We start from the raw sequence: 20742 nt of genomic DNA, 5'->3' as shown, positions 1-20742 counted from the left end.
ACGATGGGAACCATGCGTGGCAGACAGCTATGAGGACGAGTGCCGCCGGTCGTTGGCCCGGGAGCAGGCGGAGAGCCTCGCCGGAACCGACAACTGGGCACATGTGGACAGGGAGCGGGTCCACCAGGACTGGGACGTCCTGTACCGGGAGATCACGGCCGTCCTCGACGGCGGCGCCCTGCCCGGGGACCCGCAGGTTCAGGAGCTCGTCCGCAGGCACTTCGACATCGTCAGCCGGTTCTACACCCCGTCCAGGGAGGCGTACGTCGGCATGTCGCTCTTCTACGCCGAGGACGGGGCCATGAAGGCGTTCCACGACTCCTACCACCCGCGGATGGTGGAGTTCATGGGTGCCGCGATCAGGGTGTTCGCCGAGGCTCCGGTGTAGCCGTCCGGCGCGGGCCGTGACAGCTCGGCGGGCGTGCCCGGACTCCGGTCCCGGCACACCCGCCGTTCCGGCGGGAGGACCCTAGCCGGCGAGCACCGTGAGGGCGGCGTCGAGGGCGTCCTCGGCCTTGGCCTCGACGTCGGGCTTGACGCCGACGCCCTCCCAGTTGGTGCCGGTGACCGGGTTGATGGAGCGGGCGGCCGGGACGGTGACCGCGATGTGGGGGGTGAGGGCGATGCGGTCGGTGGGGTGGGCACCGCCGCGGGTGGTCTCGCCGACGAGGGTGGCGCGCTTCAGGGCCTGGAGGTTGTAGGCGAGCTCCTCGCCGCCGGAGAAGGTGAAGGCGGCGGTGAGGACGGTGACCGGGCGGTCGAGGTAGCGGGGGCCGGGGGTGTTCGGGTAGGTCCAGTACTGGCGGGTGGAGTCGGTGGCGCGCTCGTAGATGTCGTTGAGGTGGACCTCGTCGTCGCCGAAGAAGTGGCTGCACCACAGGGCCACGCCGTTCGGCGAGCCGCCCCGGCACTGGCGCAGGTCGATGACCAACTTCTCGGTGTGGGCGACGAGTTGCATGGCGGCGCCGATCGCCGCCTCGCCCGCGTCGGCGTCCGGGATGAAGCGCAGGTCGAGGTAGCCGACGTTGCCCTCCAGCCGCTCGACCTTGGCGATGCCGAAGTTGCCCTCCCGGTAGTGGGCGAGCCAGCGGGCCTTCTCCTCCTCCGGGGAGTCCTCCTCCTCGACCGGGACGGCCTCCTCGTTCCAGAGCAGCCGCAGGTGCTTGTCGGGGCAGACGGCCTGGAGGTCGGCCGTCACGGCGGCGCAGAAGTCCGGCTCGGACAGGCCCTCGTAGGCGCCGTCGGCGAGCTTCCCCCGCAGCGCCTCGGCGATCGGGCCGGTGAGGTCGGGGAAGACGTAGCCGGCGGTGATCTTGTCCAGTGCGGCGTCGAGAATCTCGTGGTGGGAGGTCATGAGCGCGCATCGTACGGATCTTCGACGGCGGTGACGACTCGTTATTTCCGCACGCTACGATCCCCGCCGGAGGGGGCACACATGACGGAACGACGACGCTGGCCGGCCCTGTTCGTGCTGGTGGGCCTGCTGGCGCTGGCGGCGTACGCCTGGGGCGTGTACGAAGACCGCTCGGGCGGGCGCACGATGGTCGCGGTGGCGCTGTTCCGCCCGCTGATCGTGGGCGGGGCCGGGTCGGCCTTCCTGGTGGTGGCGGTGGCCGCCCGCGGCCGCAGCGGCCGGACGGTGGCCGGGCTGCTGGCCGCCTGCACGCTGCTGTACGCCGTCGGCGCACTGGTGCTCCAGGGCACCTTGCCGCAACGGCAGGTGACCGGCCGTCAGCCGAGGCCGGGCGTCCCGGGGCACGTCCTGGTGGTGACCCACGTCGGGAACCCGGGGTCGGAGGCCGAGTCCCAGTCCTGGGAGCTCGTCCTGCACACCGGCAGCGGCTGGTCCGAGCGCCACTGGCGGGTCGCGGACCTGCCGGAGTCGGGCCGGGACGGCGCCTTCGTGTCCGCCGCCTGGGCCGACCGCGGTCACCTGGCGGTCACCACCGGCAAGGGCACCCGCACCATCACCGTGCCGGCCCCCTGACGGATCGTCCGCCAGGAGGCCGGCCCCGGCCGTCACGCCTCCGGGTACCGCCGCGGCGTCCAGACCACCTCGGCACCGTCCCCACGACTGACCGCCTGGGTCTGCGAGGAGCCGATCAGCAGGATGGTCCGCATGTCGACCTCGGCCGGGTCCAGCTCGCCGAGCCGGACCGTCCGCACCCGCTCGGTCGGCCCGCCGACGTCCCGGGCCATCACCACGGGGGTGTCGGCGGCCCGCACCTCCAGCAGCAGTTCCTTCGCCGAACCGACCTGCGTGGTACGGGACTTGGAGCCGGGGTTGTACAGCGCCAGCACCAGGTCGGCGGAGGCCGCGGCCCTCAGCCGCGAGGCCACCACCGACCAGGGCTTGAGCCGGTCGGAGAGCGAGACCACCGCGTAGTCGTGGCCGAGCGGGGCGCCGGCCCGGGAGGCGGCGGCGTGGGCGGCCGTCATGCCGGGGCAGATCCGCACCGGGACGTCGGCGTACCGCTCCTCGCAGGCGACCTCCAGCACGGCGGTGGCCATCGCGAAGACGCCGGGGTCGCCGGAGGAGACCACCACGACCTTCCGCCCGCGCAGGGCCAGGTCGAGGGCGAACTCGGCCCGCTCGGACTCCACCTTGTTGTCCGAGCCGTGCCGCACCTGCCCGGCCCGTACCGGCACCCGGTCCAGGTAGGTGGTGTAGCCCACCAGGTCGGTGGCGGAGGCGAGTTGGCCGCGCACCTCGGGGGTCAGCCAGAGCGGCCCGGCCGGGCCGGTGCCGACCACGACCACCTCGCCGGGGCCCTCGTACACGGGCGCGGGCGAGCCGCCGCCCAGCCGGCTGGGCAGGACGGCCACCGCGAAGTACGGCACCGACTCCGGGTCGATGTCGGCCAGCGCACCGGTCCGCTCCCCCGCCATGGTGGCCCGCTCGACGTACGAGGCCTCCGCCAGCCGCCCGGAGCGCTCGAAGGCCGAGCGGACGGCCGGGAAGGTGCGGCCGAGCTTCATCACCACGGCCGAGTCGGCGCCGGACAGACGGGCCGTCAGCTCCTCCTCCGGCAGGGTGCCGGGGATGATGGTGAGGGTCTCCTCGGCCTCGCACAGCGGCTTGCCGAGCCGGGCGGCGGCGGCGCTCACCGAGGTGACGCCGGGCACCACCTCGGTGGGGTAGCGGTGCGCCAGGCGCTTGTGCATGTGCTGGTAGGAGCCGTAGAAGAACGGGTCCCCCTCGGCCAGCACCACCACGGTGAGGCCGGCGTCGAGGTGGGCGGCCAGCCTGCCCGCGGCCTCCTCGTAGAAGTCGTCCAGCGCGCCCCGGTAGCCGCCGGGGTGGTCGGTGGTCTCCACCGTGATCGGGTAGACCAGCTTCTCCTCGACCACTCCGTCCTTGAAGTACGGGGCGGCGATCGAGCGCGCTATCGACCGGCCGTGCCGGGCGCTGTGGTACGCGACCACGTCCGCCTCGCCGATCAGCCGGGCGGTCTTGACGGTCACCAGCTCCGGGTCGCCCGGGCCCAGCCCGACACCGTAGAGCTTGCCGATCCGAGGCTCAGTCACTCTTCGGTGCTCGCAATCGCGTTGATCGCGGCGGCGGCGATCGCGCTGCCGCCCCGGCGGCCCCGGACCACCAGGTACTCCAGGCCCAATTCGTTCGCGGCCAGCGCCTCCTTGGACTCGGCCGCGCCGATGAAGCCGACCGGCACGCCGATCACGGCGGCCGGGCGGGGGGCGCCCGCCTCGACCATCTCCAGCAGGCGGAACAGCGAGGTCGGCGCGTTGCCGACGGCCACCACCGCGCCCTCCAGGTGCGGCAGCCAGAGCTCCATCGCGGCGGCGCTGCGGGTGTTGCCGAGCTCCTTGGCGAGGCCGGGCACCGAGGGGTCGGAGAGGGTGCAGATCACCTGGTTGTCGGCGGGCAGCCGCTTGCGGGTGACACCGCTGGCGACCATCGAGACGTCGCACAGGATCGGCGCCCCGGCGTTCAGCGCGGCGCGCGCGTCGGCGACCGCCTTCGGCGACCAGAGCAGGTCCTTCACCAGGTCGGTCATGCCGCAGGCGTGGATCATCCGCACCGCGACCTGGGCCACGTCGGCCGGCAGGTGGGCCAGCTCGGCCTCGGCCCGGATGGTGGCAAAGGACTCGCGGTAGATGGCCGCGCCGTCCTTCTCGTACTGGATCACTTCGTCCTCCGGGCTTCGGCTACCGCCTGGGCCATCTGTTCCGTGGTCAGGTCCTGCATGGTCGTTGTGGGTCCGGACGTCCGACGGGCCGTCACCCGGTACGCACCCGGGCCGGTGGCCAGCACGTCCACCCACTCCCCGGCGGGGTGGCCGCAGCGCCTCTCGCAGCCGGACCAGTGCACCGGCAGCCCGGGCACCCCGGCCGTCCCCAGTGCCCGGGCGGCGTCCGCCCGCACGTCCGCGAGCGACTTGGCGCAACCGGGCGCGCCGGTGCAGGCGGTGGCCAGCTCCCAGGGCGAACCGGGCGTCAGGCGCAGCCCGGCGGCGGCCAGTTCGCCCACCGCCGTGGCTCCGGGGAGGACGACGCTGCGCCACGGGGTGATCCGCAGCTCCCCGGCCGAGGCCGCCGCGGCCTCCGCCAGCGCCCGCCACTGCGCGGCGCTCACGGTGCCGAACCCGGTCCCGGCCACCAGCCCGCCGCCGAAGGGCCCCGACTCCGGCGCCCCGCCCGCGAAGGCGGGCAGCGGCTCGGCGCCCGGGTCGAGCAGCTCCGCGGCCTCCCGGACGAACCAGGCCTTCACCCCGGCCGCCCGCACCGCCGTCAGGAACTCCTCGGCGGCGGCCAGCGCGGCGGCCGGTACCGACCCGGGGGCGATCCGGCGGGCGGTGGCGGCCCGGCCGAGGCGCAGCAGCGCTCCGCCGCCGGGCGTTGCGATCAAGGTCACATCGGCGTCCAGGGCGGCCACGTCGCCGCGGCCGTCGTCCAGGACGAAGAGGAACAGGCCGGCCAGTCCGGCGGCGAGCGGGCTGGCGCAGAGCAGGGCGTCCAACTCCCGCGCCCAGGCCCGGACGTCGGCGTGGCCGAGCCCGTCCAGGCCGGAGAGCGGCGAGGCGATGACGTTGCGGACCCGCTCGTGGGTCTCCGAGGGCAGCAGACCGGCGGCCCGCAGCCGGGCTCCCAGCTCGGCCCCGGCGTCCTCGGCCAGGCCGCGCAGCTGGACGTTGCCGCGCGAGGTCAGTTCCAGCCGCCCGTCGCCGAGTTGCTCGGCGGCCTCGGCCAGCGCCAGGGCCTGAGCGGCCGTCAGCAGCCCGCCGGGGAGGCGGACCCGGGCCAGCGCGCCGTCGTCGGCCCGGTGCAGTCGCAGTGCCCCGGGGCAGGCGTCGCCCCGGTCGCGGACGGGCCCGGCGGCGCCGTCCCGCCCGCCGGCGGAGGCACCGTCCCGGTCGCGGCCGGACGCACCGGGGCGTGGCTCGGCGACGGGTGGCGTGGGTGGCATGGCCGCGAGCATACCCACGTTCCGCCGGTTTGCTCCTGTCCGCTGCGTCACGTCCGCGCGACCCTCCGTCCACCGCGGCCCGGCCTCCCTCCACGGCGGCCCGGCCCTCCGTCCGCCCCGCGATCGGTGCCCCGTCGCGACCGTGATCACCTGACAGACCTTCGGGACCCTGGTCCGCAACCCGGACGCACCCCGTACGATGCTCCCCGGGTGGGCGCACAGCCCAGCCAACGCCAGCGACGGCGCTATGGGGAGGAAACCGGTGCGAATCCGGTGCGGTCCCGCCACTGTGACCACGGCCAGTCCGTGGGAGCCAGGAACTCCTGCCGTCCTCACACCAGCCCGGGGCGCGGACCCCGAGGAAGGCTCCGCCGTGCCCGTGCGCCGTTCGCCAGCGCTCCGTCGCGCCGTCGTCTCCTCGTGCCCGCCGCCGTCCCGGCGTGAAGCCACGGCCGGGAGGGCCTCCGTATGATCCTGCTCCTCTCCACCTCCGACACCGACCTGTTGAGCGCCCGCGCCTCGAACGGTCCGGTCCCGTACCGGCTGGGGAACCCGGCCCGGCTCGGGGTGGACGACCTGCCCGCGCTGCTGGAGGGCACCGACCTGGTGGTGGTCCGGCTGCTCGGCGGGCGCCGGGCCTGGCAGGAGGGTCTGGACGCGCTGCTCGCCGGGCCGCGCCCGGTGGTGGTGCTGACGGGCGAACAGGCCCCGGACGCCCAGCTGATGGAGCTCTCCACCGTCCCGGCCGGCCTGGCCGCCGAGGCGCACGCCTACCTGGCGCACGGCGGCCCGGCCAACCTGGCCGAGCTCGGCGCGTTCCTCTCCGACACCGTGCTGCTCACCGGCCACGGCTTCGCGGCGCCCGCCTCCGCCCCGGCCTGGGGTCCGTTGGAGCGTCAGGCGGCCGAGAACGACGGCCCGCTGGTGACGGTGCTCTACTACCGCGCCCACCACATGAGCGGGAACACCGCCTTCGTGGAGACCCTCTGCCGGGCCATCGAGGCCAAGGGCGCCCGCGCCAAGGCGGTCTACTGCGCCACCCTGCGCGGGGCCGAGCCGGAGCTGCTGGCCGAGCTGGGGCAGGCCGACGCGCTGGTCACCACCGTGCTGGCGGCCGGCGGCACCCGCCCGGCCGACGCCCAGGCCGGCGGCGACGAGGAGGCCTGGGACGCCGGCGCGCTGGCCGCGCTGGACCGCCCGATCCTGCAGGCGCTCTGCCTGACCTGGTCCCGCGAGCAGTGGGAGGCCAGCGACGACGGCCTCTCCCCGCTGGACACCGCGACCCAGATCGCCGTGCCGGAGTTCGACGGCCGGCTGATCACCGTGCCGTTCTCCTTCAAGGAGCTGGACGCGGACGGCCTGACCGTCTACGCGGCCGACGCCGAGCGGGCCGCCCGGGTGGCGGGCATCGCGGTCGCCCACGCGAGGCTGCGTCACGTCCCGGCCGCCGAGCGGCGGTTGGCCCTGGTGCTCTCCGCGTACCCGACCAAGCACGCCCGGGTCGGCAACGCCGTCGGCCTGGACACCCCGGCCTCCGCGATGCGGCTGATGGCGCGGCTGCGCGCCGAGGGCATGGACATCGGCACCGACGTCCCCGGCCTGGACCTCACCGGCGACGGGCACGAGGGCGACGAGCTGATCCACGCGCTGATCGCGGCCGGCGGCTACGACCAGGACTGGCTGACGGAGGACCAGCTCGCCCGCAACCCGGTCCGCATCCCGGCCGCCGACTACCGCCGCTGGTACGCCGAGCTGCCGCAGGGCCTGCGCGAGCAGGTCGAGGAGCACTGGGGCCCGGCCCCCGGCAACCTCTACGTGGACCACGCGCAGAACCCGGACGGCGACATCGTGCTGGCCGCGCTGCGCTCCGGCAACCTGCTCGTCCTGATCCAGCCGCCGCGCGGCTTCGGCGAGAACCCGGTCGCGATCTACCACGACCCGGACCTGCCGCCGAGCCACCACTACCTGGCCGCCTACCGCTGGATCGAGGCCGCGCAGGCCGACGGCGGCTTCGGCGCCCACGCCGTGGTCCACCTCGGCAAGCACGGCAACCTGGAGTGGCTGCCCGGCAAGACCGCCGCGCTGTCCGCCGAGTGCGGGCCGGACGCGGTGCTCGGCAACCTGCCGCTGGTCTACCCCTTCCTGGTCAACGACCCGGGCGAGGGCACCCAGGCCAAGCGCCGCGCCCACGCCACCCTGGTCGACCACCTGGTGCCGCCGATGGCCCGGGCCGACTCCTACGGCGACATCGCGCGCCTGGAGCAGCTGCTCGACGAGCACTCCAACATCGCCGCGATGGACCCGGCCAAGCTCCCGGCCATCCGGGCCCAGATCTGGACCCTGATCCAGGCCGCCAAGCTGGACCACGACCTCGGCCTGGAGGAGCGCCCCGAGGACGACGGCTTCGACGACTTCCTGCTGCACGTCGACGGCTGGCTCTGCGAGATCAAGGACGCCCAGATCCGGGACGGCCTGCACGTGCTCGGCCAGGCCCCGGCCGGCGAGGACCGGGTCAACATCGTGCTGGCGATCCTGCGGGCCCGTCAGATCTGGGGCGGCGTCAGCGCGCTGCCCGGCCTGCGCGAGGCGCTCGGCCTGGACGAGGCGGCGCTGACCCTGGGCGCCACCGACGCGGCCGAGGCGCAGGCCCGCGCCCTGGTCGAGGCGATGGAGGCCGAGGACTGGGCCCCGTCCGCCGTGGAGAAGGTGGCCGCCGGGCACCCGGACGCGGTCCGCGAGGTGCTCGACTTCGCCGCCCGCGAGGTGGTCCCGCGGCTGTCCGCCACCACCGACGAGCTGGACGCGGTGCTGCACGCGCTGGGCGGCGGCTTCGTCCCGGCCGGGCCCTCGGGCTCGCCGCTGCGCGGTCTGGTGAACGTGCTGCCGACCGGCCGCAACTTCTACTCGGTGGACCCGAAGGCCGTCCCCTCCAAGCTGGCCTGGGAGACCGGGCAGGCACTGGCGCAGTCCCTGGTGGACCGTTACCAGGCGGACAACGACGGGCAGTTCCCGCCCTCGGTCGGCCTCTCGCTCTGGGGCACCAGCGCGATGCGCACGGCCGGCGACGACATCGCCGAGGCCTTCGCCCTGCTGGGCGTGCGCCCGGTCTGGGACGACGCCTCCCGCCGGGTCACCGGTCTGGAGCCGATCTCCCTGGAGGAGCTGGGCCGCCCGCGGATTGACGTCACGCTGCGGATCTCCGGCTTCTTCCGGGACGCCTTCCCGCACGTGGTCGCCCTGCTGGACGACGCGGTCCGGCTGGCGGCCCGTCAGGAGGAGACTCCCCAGGACAACTTCGTCCGCGCCCACGTCCAGGCCGACCTGGCCGAGCACGGCGACGAGCGCAGGGCCACCACCCGGATCTTCGGCTCCCGCCCCGGCACCTACGGCGCGGGCCTGCTCCAGCTGATCGACAGCCGGGACTGGCGCACCGACGCCGACCTCGCCGAGGTCTACACCGTCTGGGGCGGCTACGCCTACGGCCGCGAGCTGAACGGCCGCCCGGCCCGGGAGGAGATGGAGACCGCCTACAAGCGGATCACCGTCGCGGCCAAGAACACCGACACCCGCGAGCACGACATCGCGGACTCGGACGACTACTTCCAGTACCACGGCGGCATGGTGGCCACCGTGCGCGCCCTGACCGGCAAGGCCCCGACCGCCTACATCGGCGACTCGACCCGCCCGGAGACGGTCCGCACCCGCACCCTGACCGAGGAGGCGGCCCGGGTCTTCCGCGCCCGGGTGGTCAACCCGCGCTGGATGGAGGCGATGCGCCGCCACGGCTACAAGGGCGCCTTCGAGATGGCCGCCACCGTGGACTACCTGTTCGGCTACGACGCCACCACCAACGTGGTCGCCGACTGGATGTACGAGAAGCTCACCCAGGAGTACGTGCTCGACCCGACCAACCGGGAGTTCCTGGCCGGGGCCAACCCCTGGGCGCTGCACGGGATCAGCGAGCGCCTGCTGGAGGCGGCCGACCGCGGCCTGTGGGCGGAGCCGGACCCGGCGCTGATCGAGGAGCTGAAGACGGCGTTCCTGGAGACCGAGGGCGACCTGGAGTCCGACAGCTAGTCGGAACGCGGACAGCGCACGGGGGGACCGATGGCCGTCGGTCCCCCCGTGCCGTCCTGGTGGAGCGTCAGCGACGCTTCAGGCCCTGGTCGATGGCGGAGATCAGCTCACCGTTCGGGGTGTCCCCGTCCAGTGCCCAGATCATCGCGCCGGCCAGGCCCTCGTGGCGGATGTACGCGGCCTTGGTGCGCAGCACCGTCGGGTCGTCGTAGGTCCACAGGGTGGAGCCGTCGAACAGCCAGGCGCTGCCCTTGTCGCGGCTGCGGTAGATCTTGTACGTGCCGGAGTCGGCCAGCTTCTTGAGCGCCTTGTAGTCCTCGGTGCCCGCCACCCAGGTGGCCGGGGCCGGGCCGGTGGCCGGCTGGCCGAGGCCGTCGCCGCCGCCGGTCACGCCCGTCCAGCCCTGGCCGTAGAACGGCATGCCGACCACCAGCTTGTTCGCCGGAGCGCCGCGGTCCAGCCAGGCGTTGACGGTCTGGTCGACGCTGAAGTCGCCGCGCTTGGCGTAGAGCGCGGACTGCTGGGCGGTGGTCTTCTCGCCGGAGACGTGGAAGTCGTAACCCTGCAGGTTGACGAAGTCGAAGTCCTTGATGATCTTCTTGACCTCGAAGCCCGCGTCGATCTTCGCCGGGTTGGTCGGCACGTACGCGCTCAGGTCGTAGTGCTTGCGGCCCGGCTGGGTGCGGGCGTAGGCGTCCAGCTGGACCCGGAACTCGTGCACCAGCTTGGTGAAGTTCTGCTTGTCCTCGGGGCGGATGCCGTTGCCCTCGTTGCCCTCGGAGCCGGGCCACTCCCAGTCCAGGTCCACGCCGTCGAAGACCCCGGCCGCCGCGCCCGCGCCACCGCGGGCGCCGTCCACCGGCAGGTTGCCCTTGATGTAGGTGTCGATGCAGGAGGCCACCAGCGCCTTGCGGCCGGCGTCGGTCAGCACGGCGTCCGAGAAGTGCGCCGAACCGCTCCAACCACCGAGCGAGATCTGCACCTTGAGGCCCGGGTTCTTCGCCTTCAGCTCGCGCAGCTGGTTGAAGTTGCCCGCCAGCTTCTGCTCGGCGGTGTCCGCCACCCCGTCGACCGAGGTGGCCGCGTCCACCGGGCGCCCGTAGTCGGCCCACGGGTCGGCGCCCGGCACGTTGCCGACCAGGCACTTGCCGTCCTTGCCGATGGCGCCGAACGCGTAGTTGATGTGGGTCAGCTTGGCCGCGGTGCCGCTGGTCTGCAGGTCCTTGACCTGGTAGTTGCGGCCGTAGATGCCCCACTGGGTGAAGTAGCCGATCCGCTTGTAGGCGGGGGCGCCGTGGCCGTCGTGGCCGTCGTGCGCGGAGACGGCGGGAGCGATCGAGACGAGCAGGCCGAGGGCCGCGGCGGTGGCGACGGTCAGCCGGGAGATGGATCCGTGACGCATGGGCTCGTTCCTGTTGTGCGGACTGGATGGAGCTTTGCTGCTGGGAAGGTATTGGTCTGAACCAGTAGCGTCAACCGACCGTCCACTCTGCAAAACCCTCCCGTCGTCCGCTTGACAGTTCGGGTCATCCCCTTTCCGCACAACGGACCTGACGCCTCGTCAGGCGACGGAGTACCGACCCGGGCCCCGCTCCTGCGAGCCCCACGCCGCTGACGGGGCTAGCTTGGGACCATGCACCTGCCCGCCTCCCTGCGCCAACCCGCTCGGTACGCCGCGCTCGTCCTCGGGGGGCTGCCCGTGCTGGCGTTCCCCGCACCCGGTCTCTCGTGGCTCGCCTGGGTGGCGCTGGTGCCCGGGCTGGAGGTGATGCGGCGGGCCGGCAGCGGGCGGGAGGCCGTGGTCCGGGGCTGGTGGTTCGGGGCCGGGTTCATCCTGGTGTCGATGTACTGGCTGGTGCCCTCGATCGGGCCCGGACTGCTCGCGCTCGCGGTGGTGTTCGGCGTCCTCCCCGGAGCGGTCGGGTACGCGGTGTGGCGGCTGCTTGCGCCCCCGCTGACGGTGCGTCGGACGCTGCTCGCGCTGGTGGTGGTCCCCTCGGTGTGGGTCTGCACCGAGTTCGTCCGCTCCTGGCACGCGCTCGGCGGCCCCTGGGCCCTGCTCGGCGCCAGCCAGTGGAAGCACCCCACCGTGCTCGGCCTCGCCTCCGTCGGCGGCGCCTGGCTGGTGAGCGCCGCCGTCGCGGCCGCCAACGTCGGCGTGCTGATCCTGCTCACCGGCCGCCGCCTCCGGGTCCGGGTGCTCGCCGCCCTCGCCGTCACCGGCACCCTGCTGGCCGGCCCGCTGCTGTTCGCCGCCCTGCCCGCACCGACGCCGGGCGACACCGCCACCGTGGCCCTGGTCCAGCCCGGCGAGGTGGCCGACTCGGCCGCCCGCTTCGCCGCGAGCGGGCGGATCACCGCCGAACTCGCGGGCCGGGCGCCCGACCTGGTGGTCTGGGGCGAGAGCAGCACCAACTCCGACCTGGACCGGGACGAGGTGGCCCGCCGGGAGGTGGCCCGGCTCTCCGCCCTGGTCGGCGCCCCGGTGCTGGCCGGCGAGGACGCCCGCAAGGGCGACGGCCTGATCTCCAAGGACGCCGTGCTGGTCACCCCGGACGGGGTAGCCGAGCGCTACCGGAAGATCCGGCTGGTGCCGTTCGGCGAGTACATCCCGCTGCGGCCGCTGTTCGGCTGGCTCACCGGCGTCAGCCGGGCGGCGGGCGAGAACCGCGCGCCCGGCTCCTCCTTCCACCTCCTGCACACCACCGACCGGCAGGGCCGCCCGCTCCCCTTCGGTGCACTGATCTGCTTCGAGTCGGCCTTCCCCGACATGTCCCGGGAGGCCGCCGCCGACGGCGCCCGGATGCTCGTCCTCCAGTCCGCCACCTCGACCTTCCAGGACTCCTGGGCCCCGCAGCAGCACGCCTCGCTCGGCGCCCTGCGCGCCGCCGAGACCGGCCGGCCGGTGGTCCAGGCCGCCCTCACCGGCGAGTCGGTCGCCTACGACCGCCAAGGCCGACGCCTCGCCCTCCTCGGCACCGGCTCCACCGGCTCCCTGACGGTCCGCCTCCCCCTCGCCGCCCCCACCGCCACCACCTGGTACGTCCGCCTCGGCGACTGGGTCCCGTACACGGCGGTGCTGATCACCCTGCTGTCCGCCCTGTGGAATTGGGTGCCCCGGGGGCGCGAGGAACTGCGCGAAGCGGAAGAGGCAGACCGTGTGCCAGGTACGGAGAACCACTTGCAGGTGAACGTCCGTACCCGGCAGACGGGTCTCTGACTTCCGCAGCGCGCAGTTCCTCGCGCCCCTGAACCCCCATGGGCTCGCCGCCCGAGCTACGCCTCCGGCTGGTACAGCCCGAAGACCGCGCCGAGTGGGTCCTTCAGGACCGCGAGGCGCGGTCCGTCCGGCACGTCGGTGGGCGGGAGCACCGCGTCTCCCCCGAGCCCGAGGGCCCGCTCCGCGGCCAGGTCGACGTCCGCCGCCGCGAAGTACGGCATCCAGTACGGCGGCAGGTCGGCCGGGAACTGCTCCCCCATGTCCAGCACCCCGCCGAAGTCGGTCCCGTCCAGCCCCCACTGGGTGTACTGCTCCCCGGGGTTGACGCTCCACCCGAACAGGCCGGAGTAGAAGCCGACCGCCCCGGCCACGTCCCGGGTCGCCAGCTCGATCCACCCCGCTGCGCCCGGCTCGGCGAACAGCGCCACCCCCGGGAAGGCCCGTCCGCGCCAGAGCCCGAACACCGCCCCGGCCGGGTCGGCCACCACGGCGAACCGGCCCAGGTCCAGCGCCTCCATCGGCCCGGCCAGCACCTGCCCGCCCCCGGCCCGCGCCGCCTCGGCCGCCGCGTCCACGTCCGCGGCCGCGATCGAGACCGACCAGGCCGTCGGCTGCCCGTCGGCCACCAGCGGGGCGACCGCCGCCACCGGGGCCTCCCCCTGGTACATGACGGTGTAGCACATGGCCTCCGGCCGGGGGTCGGTCTCGCCCCGCCAGCCGAACAGCTCGCCGTAGTACCGCTGCGCCGCCGCCGGGTCGGCGCTGCCGTGCTCGAACCAGCAGGGCGTACCGGGCCGGGTCTCGGTGATCCGCACCATGACGCCCCCTCAGGCCCTGATCTCGATGACGCACTTGCCCCGCGCGTGGCCGGACTCCACCGCCAGCATCGCCTCGGCCGCCCGGTCCAGCGCGAAGGTCTCCGAGATGTGCGGGTCCAGCGCGCCGCCGGCCACCAGCGCGGCCACCGAGGCCAGCACCTCCCCGGTGCGACGGCGCTTCACGTACTCCCCGCCCAGCCCGGCGGCGGTGGCCGGATCGGCGGTGGAGACCAGCCGCCCGCCCTTGCGCAGCGTGCCGGAGGCGGCCATCGCGTCCTGGCCGCCGACCAGGTCGAGCACCCCGTCCACACCGTCCGGCGCCACTGCCCCGATCCGCTCGGCCACCCCTTCGCCGTACCGGACCTGGGTGGCGCCCAGGCTCGCCACGTACTCCCGGGACTGGTCGCTCGCGGTACCGATGACGGTGATCCCCCGGCTGCGGGCGATCTGGGCGGCGGCGCTGCCGACCCCGCCGGACACGCCGAGCACCAGCAGGGTCTGACCGGGCGTCAGGCCCAGCTGGTCCACCGCGTCGAGGGCGGTGGCGGCGGCCACCGAGAGGGTGGCGGCCTGGCTGAAGGTGACGTCGTCCGGCACCTTGGCGGCCTCGCCGGCGTCCAGCAGCACGTGGTCGGCGAAGGCGCCGTCGGGCGCGATGCCGAAGACCGGGTCGCCGACCAGGAAGCCCGAGACGCCCTCGCCCAGCACCCGCAGCACCCCGGCCGCCTCCGAACCGAGCACCCGGGGCACCGGCTTGGTCCGGCCGAACAGGCCCTCCCGGACCTTCCAGTCCGCCGGGTTGACCCCGGCCGCCCGCACCGCGATCAGCAGTTGGCCCGGCCCCGGCACCGGGATGCGCCGGTCCAGGAACCGCTGGTTCTCCGGCCCGCCGTACGCCTCGAATCCGAACGCCTTCGACATCGCGCTTCCTCCACCTGTGGCTCGTCCGACCCCACCAGCTTGCGGGCCCCGACCCGGGCACGCCGGAGGCTGCTGGGCCGAACGGTGCCGGAGTGACCCAGGAGGTTGTTCAAATTGGAACTACAGGTGTACGGTCGGCCGGGACAGCACGCACAGCACACCCACCAGAGCACGAGGAGGACGGGCATGCCCCAGCAGCTCGACCAGGCGACCGTCCGCACCACCGTCCGGATCCCGCTCACCTTCCCGGACGGCTACCGGGTCCAGGCCGAGGTCACCACCTTCCACGGCCTGGCCGACGGCGCCGAGCACCTGGCCCTGCGCCTGGGCGAGCCGTCCGGCGACGCCCCGCTGGTGCGGCTGCACTCCGAGTGCCTCACCGGCGACGTCTTCGGCTCGGACCGCTGCGACTGCGGCCCGCAGCTGCGCGAGGCGGTCGAGCGGATCGCCACCGACGGCGGCTACCTGCTGTACCTCCGCCAGGAGGGGCGCGGCATCGGCCTGTACAACAAGCTCGACGCCTACGCCCTCCAGGACCAGGGCCTCGACACCTACGCCGCCAACGCCGCGCTAGGCCTCCCCGAGGACGGCCGCGACTACGCCGCCGCCGCCCAGATGCTCACCGCCCTCGGCACGCCCCGGATCCGCCTGCTGAGCAACAACCCCGACAAGGCCGCCCAGCTGACCGCCCACGGCATCGAGGTCACCGAGCACGTCCCGACCGGCGTCCACGTCTCCCCGGCCAACCTCCGCTACCTGCGCGCCAAGGTCGAGCACACCAACCACGCCATCCCCCTCGCCGAACTGGCCGGCTGACGTCGGGTCAGCGCCGGGGCGCCCCGTTCGAGGGCGCCCCGTTCGAGGGGACCCCGGGGCGGGTGCCCGGCTGGGCGGGGGTGCCGGGGGTCGCCGGGGCACCGGGCGAGGCGCTGCCGGAGGTGCTCGGCGAGGCGCTCGGGCCGGGCTGGCGGACCGGGTCCGGGATGTGCACGGTCTCGAACTCCCGCTCCCGGGTGCCCTCGACCGCCAGGTCCATCGCCATCTTCCAGATCGGCCCCGGGCCGGTGGCGCCGTAGACCTCGTCGAAGAGGACGCCACCGATCCTGATGTTGCGCATCGGGACGCCGCCGGTCGGGCCGCCCAGCCAGACGGAGGTGGCCAGGTCGGCGGTGTAGCCGGTGAACCAGGCGGACTTCTTCTGGTCGGTGGTGCCGGTCTTGCCCGCGATCTGGCGGTCGTCCTCCAGGCCGAGCTGACGGCCGGTGCCCTTCTCGGTGACCCCGAGCAGCACGGTGTTGAGGACGTCGGCGGTCTCCTCGGACATCACCCGCGAGCAGCGGCGCTCCGGCACCGGGACGGCCTTGCCCTCGGCATTGGTGATCTTCTCGATGGCCACCGGCGCGCAGTAGGTGCCCCGGGCGGCGAAGGTCGCGTAGACGTTGGCCATGGTCATCGGCGCCACCTCCTGGGTGCCCAGGCCCATGGCCGGGACCTCGTCCAACTGGGCACCGCTGGCCCGGCCCTTGATGCCGAGCTTGTTGGCCATCTGCTTGACGGCGCAGAGGCCGATCTCCTGCTCCATCTGCACGAAGTAGGTGTTGATGGACATCGCCATCGCCTGCTTCAGCTCGTAGGGGCCGACCTCCGACGGGTCGTCGTTCGGGACGGAGCCCTCCTTCTTCCCCTTCGACTGGTTCTTCCAGGTGCCCGCGCACGTGGTCATGGTCGGCCAGTCCATCCTGGCCGGCGAGGGGAAGGCCTGGGTGGCCCGGAGGCCGGACTCCAGGGCGGCCGCGGCCACGATCGGCTTGAACGTGGAACCGGGCTGGAAGCCGTTGCCCCCGCCCATCGCGGCGTCCACGTTGAGGTTGACCACGGTCTCGTTCTTGGCCTTGTCCAGGCCGTACGGACGGGTCTGCGCCATCGCCAGGATCCTGCCGGTGCCGGGCTCCATCATGGTGGCCGCCGCCGAGACCGGGTCGCTGACCCGGACCTTGGTGGTCACCGCCTTCTGCGCGGCGGCCTGCTTCTTCGGGTCCAGGGTGGTGCGGATGTCCAGCCCGCCGAGGTCCCACAGGCGCTTGCGGTCGGCCGCGTTGGCGCCGAACACCGGGTCCTGCTGGACCACCTGGCGGACGTAGTCGCAGAAGAAGCCCATACCGGCCTGGGCGGTGATGCAGCCGTTGCGCGGCGCCTGGTAGCGCAGGCCGACCTGGGCGGCCTTGGCCTCGGCGGCCTGGGCCGCCGTCAGGTGGCCGCGCTCCAGCATCTTGTCGATGACCACGTCGCGGCGCTTCTGGGCGGCCTGCGGGTGGAGCCTGGGGTCGTACTGGCTGGGGTTCTGCACCAGCCCGGCCAGCAGCGCCGCCTCCGGGACGGTCAACTCCTTGGCGTGCTTGGAGAAGTAGCGCTGGGCGGCGGCCTCGATGCCGTAGGCCTGGTTCCCGTAGTACGTGATGTTCAGGTAGTTGGTGAGGATCTGGTCCTTGGTCAGCTCCTCCTCCAGCTTGATGGCGTACTTGAGCTCCTGGATCTTGCGGCCCAGGGTCTTGCGCTGCGCCGCCAGCACCGCCTCGCGGTCGTCCCCGGCCTGCTCCACGTGGACGTTCTTCACGTACTGCTGGGTCAGCGTGGAGGCGCCCTGCACGGCCGAGCCGCTCTCGGCGTTCTTGCTGGCCGCCCGGAGCACGCCCTTGAGGTCGACCGCGCCGTGCTCGTAGAACCGCGCGTCCTCGATGTCCACCTGCGCCTGCCGGATGAAGGTGCCCATGTCCTCCGCCGTCAGCACCGTGCGGAACCGCCCGTAGACGGTCGCGATCAGGCCGCCCTGCGCGTCGTAGATGTGGCTGGCCTGGGAGAGCGGCGGGGTCTTCAGGTCGTCCGGCACCTCCTCGAAGCTCTCCGCCCCGCTCTTGGCGGTCAGGCCGAGGGCGCCGGCCGCGGGCAGGGCCATCCCGGCCAGCAGCACGCCGGCCAGGGTGGAGAAACCTATGAACTTCAGGCCGTTGGATATGGGGCGCTTCGGTGCCATGTTCGAACACTACGTCCACAAACCCCGCACCAGGGGAAGGATTTCGCTCCCTTCTGTCACAACTCTGCGACAGCCCGGGGCAGTTCGAGTGCGATCTGACCAACGCGGGTCAGAGATAACGGTCATATCCGGCGGAGCCGGGCGGCCGCCGTACCGCAGAAGCGGACCGCCTCGACCAGCGCCGGCAGCGGGTCGTCGGCCGCGAGCCACCCGCGCTCCGTCGAGCGCCGGGGCAGCAGGTCGGCCGGCACCCGGCGCTCCCGCCGGGCGGCGGCCAGCGCCGAGGGCAGGTCCAGCTGGCCGACCCCGAAGGAGCGCACCAGCTGCTCTCCCGGCGGCAGTTGACGCCCGGTCAGGCCGAGGTGCAGCGCCCGCACCACGTCCACCCCGGCGGTGGTCTCGAACAGGCGGAACTGCGCGCCGGCGCGCGGGTTGAAGTCCACCAGCCGGTAGCGGCCGTCCCGCCGGTCCAGCCGCCAGTCGAGGTCCGCCACCCCCCGGTAGCCGATCCGGCGGCAGAAGTCCGCCGCCAGCGCGGCCAGCCGGGGCTCCGGCAGCGAACGGGCCCGGGTGGTCACCCCCGCCCCCGGCGGCCAGGAGCGCAGCTTGCGGCCGGTGAACACCAGCGGCTCGGTGCCCTCCGGGCCGCAGTACAGATGGGTGATCCAGTCCTCGCAGTGCTCCGGCGGCAGGTACTCCTGCACCAGCACGGACGGCTCCTGACGGTCCGGCAGCAGCGCCCGCAGCTCCTCCTCCCCGTGCACCACCGTGGTGTGCCCCACCACCGGCGCGCGCAGCCGGGTGAAGGCCGCCAGGTTCTTCAGCACCAGCGGGTACCCGTGCCCGCGCCCCACCTCCAGCAGCTCCCGGTAGCTGCCCGGCGCCCACGCCCGCGGGGTGTCCACCCCGTGCCGGGCGCAGAGCCCGGCCAGGCCGCCCTTGTCCGCCAGCCGCCTCGGCAGCCCGGGCGGCACCGCGGGCAGCAGGTACCAGCGGGAGAGCTCCTCGGCGTGCTCGGCCAGCAGCACCGCCGCCTCGTCGTCGGTGGCCACCGGCACCACCGGCCGGCCGATCGCCGTGCCGAGCTCCGCCAGCAGGGCCAGCAGCCGCTCCGCGGCCTCCGTCCCGTCGGTCGGCCGGACGAACGCCCGGCCCAGGTACCGGGAGCGGGCCACCGGCGTCCAGCGGTCCTCCACCACCGCGTGCACCGGGACGCCCAGGCGGCCCAGCGTGCGCACCACGCCCAGGCCGCCGTGGTGCTGCGGGTAGCGGCCGACCTTCACCAACAGGGCGGGCGTGCCGCGGTCCGGCTCGATCGGGGACATCCGGCTCCAGCCCTTCGTCGGCGGCGTGACCTCCCGGTCCGCATTCTCGCCCGGCCCGCCCGGCCCCGCCCCCGGGGGTGCTGGGCCCGCCGCGCCGGTGCACATTGGTCTGAAGGGTGCCCGAGCCGCCGTCCGGAGGGCACCGGAGTCTGGAGGGCACCGGATGACGACCGAGGCGCTCCACCGGTGGGTGCGTCCGCCGTACCTGCTGCTGCCGCTGGCGCTGCTGGTCTGGCTGCTCTCGCTGCGCACCGTGGACCTGGCCGGGATGGACGACCTGGGGCTGCTCCAGGTGCTGCCCGCCGGGTACTGGGTGGCGGTGGTGCTGCTGACGGCCGGCTTCTGGCTGGCGCTGCGCGACCGCGCCGTCCCCGTCCGGTGGCTGACGGGGTACCTGCTCGGACTGGTCGCGATGATCCACGCGACCCCGGCGCTGCTCTACCCGACGCTGCGCTACTCCTGGGCCTGGAAGCACATCGCCGTGCTGGACGCGATGCTGCGCAGCGACGGCCAGGTGCCGCACGCCGGGGGCTTCGACATCTACAACCAGTGGCCCGGCTTCTTCCTGCTGAACGCCCTCTACCTGCGCGTCACCGGCCTGGAGTCGGCCCTCGGCTACGCGGCCTGGGCCCCGCCGGTGGTGAACGCGCTGCTGCTCGGCCCGCTGCTGCTGCTCTACCGCTCCTTCTCCACCGACCGGGGCCTGGTCTGGGGCGCGCTCTGGGTCTACTACTGCTGCGCCTGGGTCGGCCAGGACTACTTCGCCCCGCAGGCCTTCGCCTTCCTGCTCTTCGTCACGGTGCTGGCCCTGGTGGCCCGTCAACTCCCGGGCGCCGCCCCGGGCGGAGGCGCGCACGCCTCCGGCTCGCCGGAGCGGGCCGGCCCGCCCCGGCTGCTCCCGCTGCTGGCGGTGCTGCTGCTGGAGGCCGCCGTGGTGGTCTCGCACCAGCTCACCCCGCTGATGCTGATCTGCGTGCTGACCGCCCTCGCGCTGCCGCGGCGCAACCGGCGGGCGGTGCTGCCCGCGCTGGCCGGGGCGGTGCTGCTCACCGTGCTCTGGGACACCACGGCCGCCCGGCCCTTCCTGGCCAGGAACCTGCCGGAGTTCCTGGACGGGCTGACCTCGCCGGACTCCAACGTGGTCTCCGGTCTGGCCGGGCTGGGCGCCGCCGCACCGGGCCAGGTGGTGGTGGCCTGGGTGGACCGCGGGCTCTCCGCCGCCGTCATCCTGCTGGCCGTGCTGGCCGTCTGGCGCCGGCCCTGGGTGCGCCGCACCGCCCTGCCGCTGATGGCGGCGGCCCCGCTGCCGCTGCTGCTGGCCAACAGCTACGGCGGCGAGATGATCTTCCGGGTCTACCTCTTCGCGCTGCCCGCCTGCGCCTTCCTGGTCACCGCCCTGCTCCGCCCGACGGCCCGCTCCGGGGTACGGGCGACGGCGGCCGTGGCGGTGGTGCTGACCCTGCTCGGCGGCCTGTTCTTCGGCTACTACAGCAAGGAGAACATGAACTACTTCACCCCCGGCGAGGTCTCCGCGGTGGCCAGGATGATCGAGGTGGCACCACCCGGCGCGGTGATCGTCTCGGTCACCGGGAACGTTCCGGGGGTGGCCTCCCACTACGACGTCCACCCCCGGGTCCAGCTGAACCAGGAGAGCGAGGACGTCCGCCGCCAGCTGGCCACCGACCCACTGGCCGCGCTGGCCCGGGCCACCGCCTTCGCCCCGCCGGGCACGCCCTTCTACCTGGTGCTCAACCGGGGCCAGGCCGCCGAGTGCTACCTGACCGGCGTGCTGCCCGCCGACACGGTGGCCCGGCTGGGCACCGCGGTGGACGAGGCGCCGCGCTTCGCCGTGGTGGACCGCAACGACGACGCGGCGGTCTACCGCTACGTCCCCGATCCGGGCTGACCGGGGCGGGCCGTCC

15 protein-coding genes and 1 riboswitch are annotated in these 20742 nt (G+C 74.0%); of the genes, 6 read left to right on the top strand and 9 right to left on the bottom strand.

The genetic code is table 11. The features are described 5' to 3' along the window. Positions 1-16: 16 nt before the first annotated feature. Complete coding sequence (locus ACWEPF_RS17810; RefSeq protein ID WP_452173302.1) at positions 17-388, top strand: TipAS antibiotic-recognition domain-containing protein; 372 nt, start codon at positions 17-19, stop codon at positions 386-388. Between the two features lie 81 nt (positions 389-469). Here the strand turns inward: ACWEPF_RS17810 and ACWEPF_RS17805 are convergent, their stop codons facing one another. After that, positions 470-1354 carry a S41 family peptidase gene (locus ACWEPF_RS17805; RefSeq protein ID WP_452173301.1) on the bottom strand — a complete coding sequence of 295 codons (885 nt, stop codon included), beginning with the start codon at positions 1352-1354 and terminating at the stop codon, positions 470-472. 81 nt (positions 1355-1435) lie between these two features. On the opposite strand from ACWEPF_RS17805, the gene ACWEPF_RS17800 reads away from it, so the two are divergent. Beyond that, a complete protein-coding gene (locus tag ACWEPF_RS17800; RefSeq protein ID WP_452173300.1) occupies positions 1436-1987 on the top strand; it encodes a hypothetical protein in 552 nt (183 codons plus the stop codon). Positions 1988-2019: 32 nt separating this feature from the next. On the opposite strand, the gene ACWEPF_RS17795 is transcribed toward ACWEPF_RS17800, so the two are convergent. The 3 genes from ACWEPF_RS17795 to ACWEPF_RS17785 are packed head-to-tail and all read right to left on the bottom strand — an operon-like array spanning position 2020 to position 5440. Next, the gene (locus tag ACWEPF_RS17795) at positions 2020-3528 is read right to left on the bottom strand and encodes a precorrin-2 C(20)-methyltransferase (protein WP_452173299.1); all 1509 of its coding nucleotides are present in this window, start codon (positions 3526-3528) and stop codon (positions 2020-2022) included. After that, positions 3525-4151: a precorrin-8X methylmutase gene (locus ACWEPF_RS17790; protein WP_452173298.1), complete on the bottom strand. Its 627-nt coding sequence runs from the start codon at positions 4149-4151 to the stop codon at positions 3525-3527. The genes ACWEPF_RS17795 and ACWEPF_RS17790 overlap by 4 nt, the downstream gene beginning before the upstream one ends. Next, positions 4148-5440, bottom strand: coding sequence for a cobalamin biosynthesis protein CobG (locus tag ACWEPF_RS17785; RefSeq protein ID WP_452173330.1), 1293 nt, complete (start codon positions 5438-5440; stop codon positions 4148-4150). The genes ACWEPF_RS17790 and ACWEPF_RS17785 overlap by 4 nt, the downstream gene beginning before the upstream one ends. Positions 5441-5680: 240 nt before the next feature. Continuing rightward, a riboswitch (cobalamin riboswitch) is annotated at positions 5681-5751 on the top strand. Between the two features lie 145 nt (positions 5752-5896). On the opposite strand from ACWEPF_RS17785, the gene cobN reads away from it, so the two are divergent. Continuing rightward, positions 5897-9505, top strand: coding sequence for a cobaltochelatase subunit CobN (cobN, locus tag ACWEPF_RS17780; protein WP_452173297.1), 3609 nt, complete (start codon positions 5897-5899; stop codon positions 9503-9505). 67 nt (positions 9506-9572) lie between these two features. Here cobN and ACWEPF_RS17775 read toward each other — a convergent pair whose 3' ends face one another. Further along, the gene (locus tag ACWEPF_RS17775; protein WP_449794765.1) at positions 9573-10907 is read right to left on the bottom strand and encodes a glycoside hydrolase family 18 protein; all 1335 of its coding nucleotides are present in this window, start codon (positions 10905-10907) and stop codon (positions 9573-9575) included. Positions 10908-11138: 231 nt separating this feature from the next. Between ACWEPF_RS17775 and lnt the strand changes: the two genes are divergently transcribed. Next, positions 11139-12725 carry an apolipoprotein N-acyltransferase gene (gene lnt / locus ACWEPF_RS17770; protein ID WP_452173296.1) on the top strand — a complete coding sequence of 529 codons (1587 nt, stop codon included), beginning with the start codon at positions 11139-11141 and terminating at the stop codon, positions 12723-12725. A 56-nt stretch (positions 12726-12781) separates the two neighbouring features. On the opposite strand, the gene ACWEPF_RS17765 is transcribed toward lnt, so the two are convergent. Beyond that, a complete protein-coding gene (locus tag ACWEPF_RS17765; RefSeq protein ID WP_452173295.1) occupies positions 12782-13543 on the bottom strand; it encodes a VOC family protein in 762 nt (253 codons plus the stop codon). 9 nt (positions 13544-13552) lie between these two features. Beyond that, on the bottom strand, positions 13553-14464 hold the full coding sequence (locus ACWEPF_RS17760; RefSeq protein ID WP_452173294.1) for an NADP-dependent oxidoreductase: 912 nt from the start codon (positions 14462-14464) through the stop codon (positions 13553-13555). Positions 14465-14650: 186 nt separating this feature from the next. Here ACWEPF_RS17760 and ACWEPF_RS17755 point away from each other — a divergent pair, with 186 nt between their 5' ends. Continuing rightward, positions 14651-15280 (top strand): GTP cyclohydrolase II, encoded by a 630-nt coding sequence (locus ACWEPF_RS17755; protein WP_452173293.1) that lies wholly within the window; start codon positions 14651-14653, stop codon positions 15278-15280. Positions 15281-15287: 7 nt separating this feature from the next. On the opposite strand, the gene ACWEPF_RS17750 is transcribed toward ACWEPF_RS17755, so the two are convergent. Together ACWEPF_RS17750 and ACWEPF_RS17745 are read right to left on the bottom strand one after the other, a co-directional pair. Beyond that, positions 15288-17495, bottom strand: a complete 2208-nt coding sequence (locus ACWEPF_RS17750) for a transglycosylase domain-containing protein (RefSeq protein ID WP_452173292.1) — start codon at positions 17493-17495, stop codon at positions 15288-15290. A gap of 122 nt (positions 17496-17617) precedes the next feature. Continuing rightward, positions 17618-18820: a carboxylate--amine ligase gene (locus tag ACWEPF_RS17745; protein ID WP_452173291.1), complete on the bottom strand. Its 1203-nt coding sequence runs from the start codon at positions 18818-18820 to the stop codon at positions 17618-17620. Positions 18821-18983: 163 nt separating this feature from the next. Here ACWEPF_RS17745 and ACWEPF_RS17740 point away from each other — a divergent pair, with 163 nt between their 5' ends. Then, entirely contained in the window at positions 18984-20726 is a 1743-nt protein-coding gene (locus tag ACWEPF_RS17740) for a glycosyltransferase (protein ID WP_452173290.1), read from the top strand. Positions 20727-20742 lie beyond the last annotated feature (16 nt).

The organism is Kitasatospora sp. NPDC004289 (assembly GCF_053602875.1).
Note: the sequence above shows the minus strand (reverse complement) of the source record. Positions and strands in the feature narration are given on the sequence as shown.

Bases quoted from the DNA above. Each gene is read 5' to 3' on its own strand.
- ACWEPF_RS17755 (WP_452173293.1), top strand. From the start codon at position 14,651: ATGCCCCAGCAGCTCGACCAGGCGACCGTCCGCACCACCGTCCGGATC.
- ACWEPF_RS17760 (WP_452173294.1), bottom strand. From the start codon at position 14,464: ATGTCGAAGGCGTTCGGATTCGAGGCGTACGGCGGGCCGGAGAACCAG.
- ACWEPF_RS17800 (WP_452173300.1), top strand. From the start codon at position 1,436: ATGACGGAACGACGACGCTGGCCGGCCCTGTTCGTGCTGGTGGGCCTG.
- cobN (WP_452173297.1), top strand. From the start codon at position 5,897: ATGATCCTGCTCCTCTCCACCTCCGACACCGACCTGTTGAGCGCCCGC.
- ACWEPF_RS17805 (WP_452173301.1), bottom strand. From the start codon at position 1,354: ATGACCTCCCACCACGAGATTCTCGACGCCGCACTGGACAAGATCACC.
- ACWEPF_RS17765 (WP_452173295.1), bottom strand. From the start codon at position 13,543: ATGGTGCGGATCACCGAGACCCGGCCCGGTACGCCCTGCTGGTTCGAG.
- ACWEPF_RS17745 (WP_452173291.1), bottom strand. From the start codon at position 18,820: ATGTCCCCGATCGAGCCGGACCGCGGCACGCCCGCCCTGTTGGTGAAG.
- ACWEPF_RS17750 (WP_452173292.1), bottom strand. From the start codon at position 17,495: ATGGCACCGAAGCGCCCCATATCCAACGGCCTGAAGTTCATAGGTTTC.
- ACWEPF_RS17775 (WP_449794765.1), bottom strand. From the start codon at position 10,907: ATGCGTCACGGATCCATCTCCCGGCTGACCGTCGCCACCGCCGCGGCC.
- lnt (WP_452173296.1), top strand. From the start codon at position 11,139: ATGCACCTGCCCGCCTCCCTGCGCCAACCCGCTCGGTACGCCGCGCTC.
- ACWEPF_RS17740 (WP_452173290.1), top strand. From the start codon at position 18,984: ATGACGACCGAGGCGCTCCACCGGTGGGTGCGTCCGCCGTACCTGCTG.
- ACWEPF_RS17785 (WP_452173330.1), bottom strand. From the start codon at position 5,440: ATGCTCGCGGCCATGCCACCCACGCCACCCGTCGCCGAGCCACGCCCC.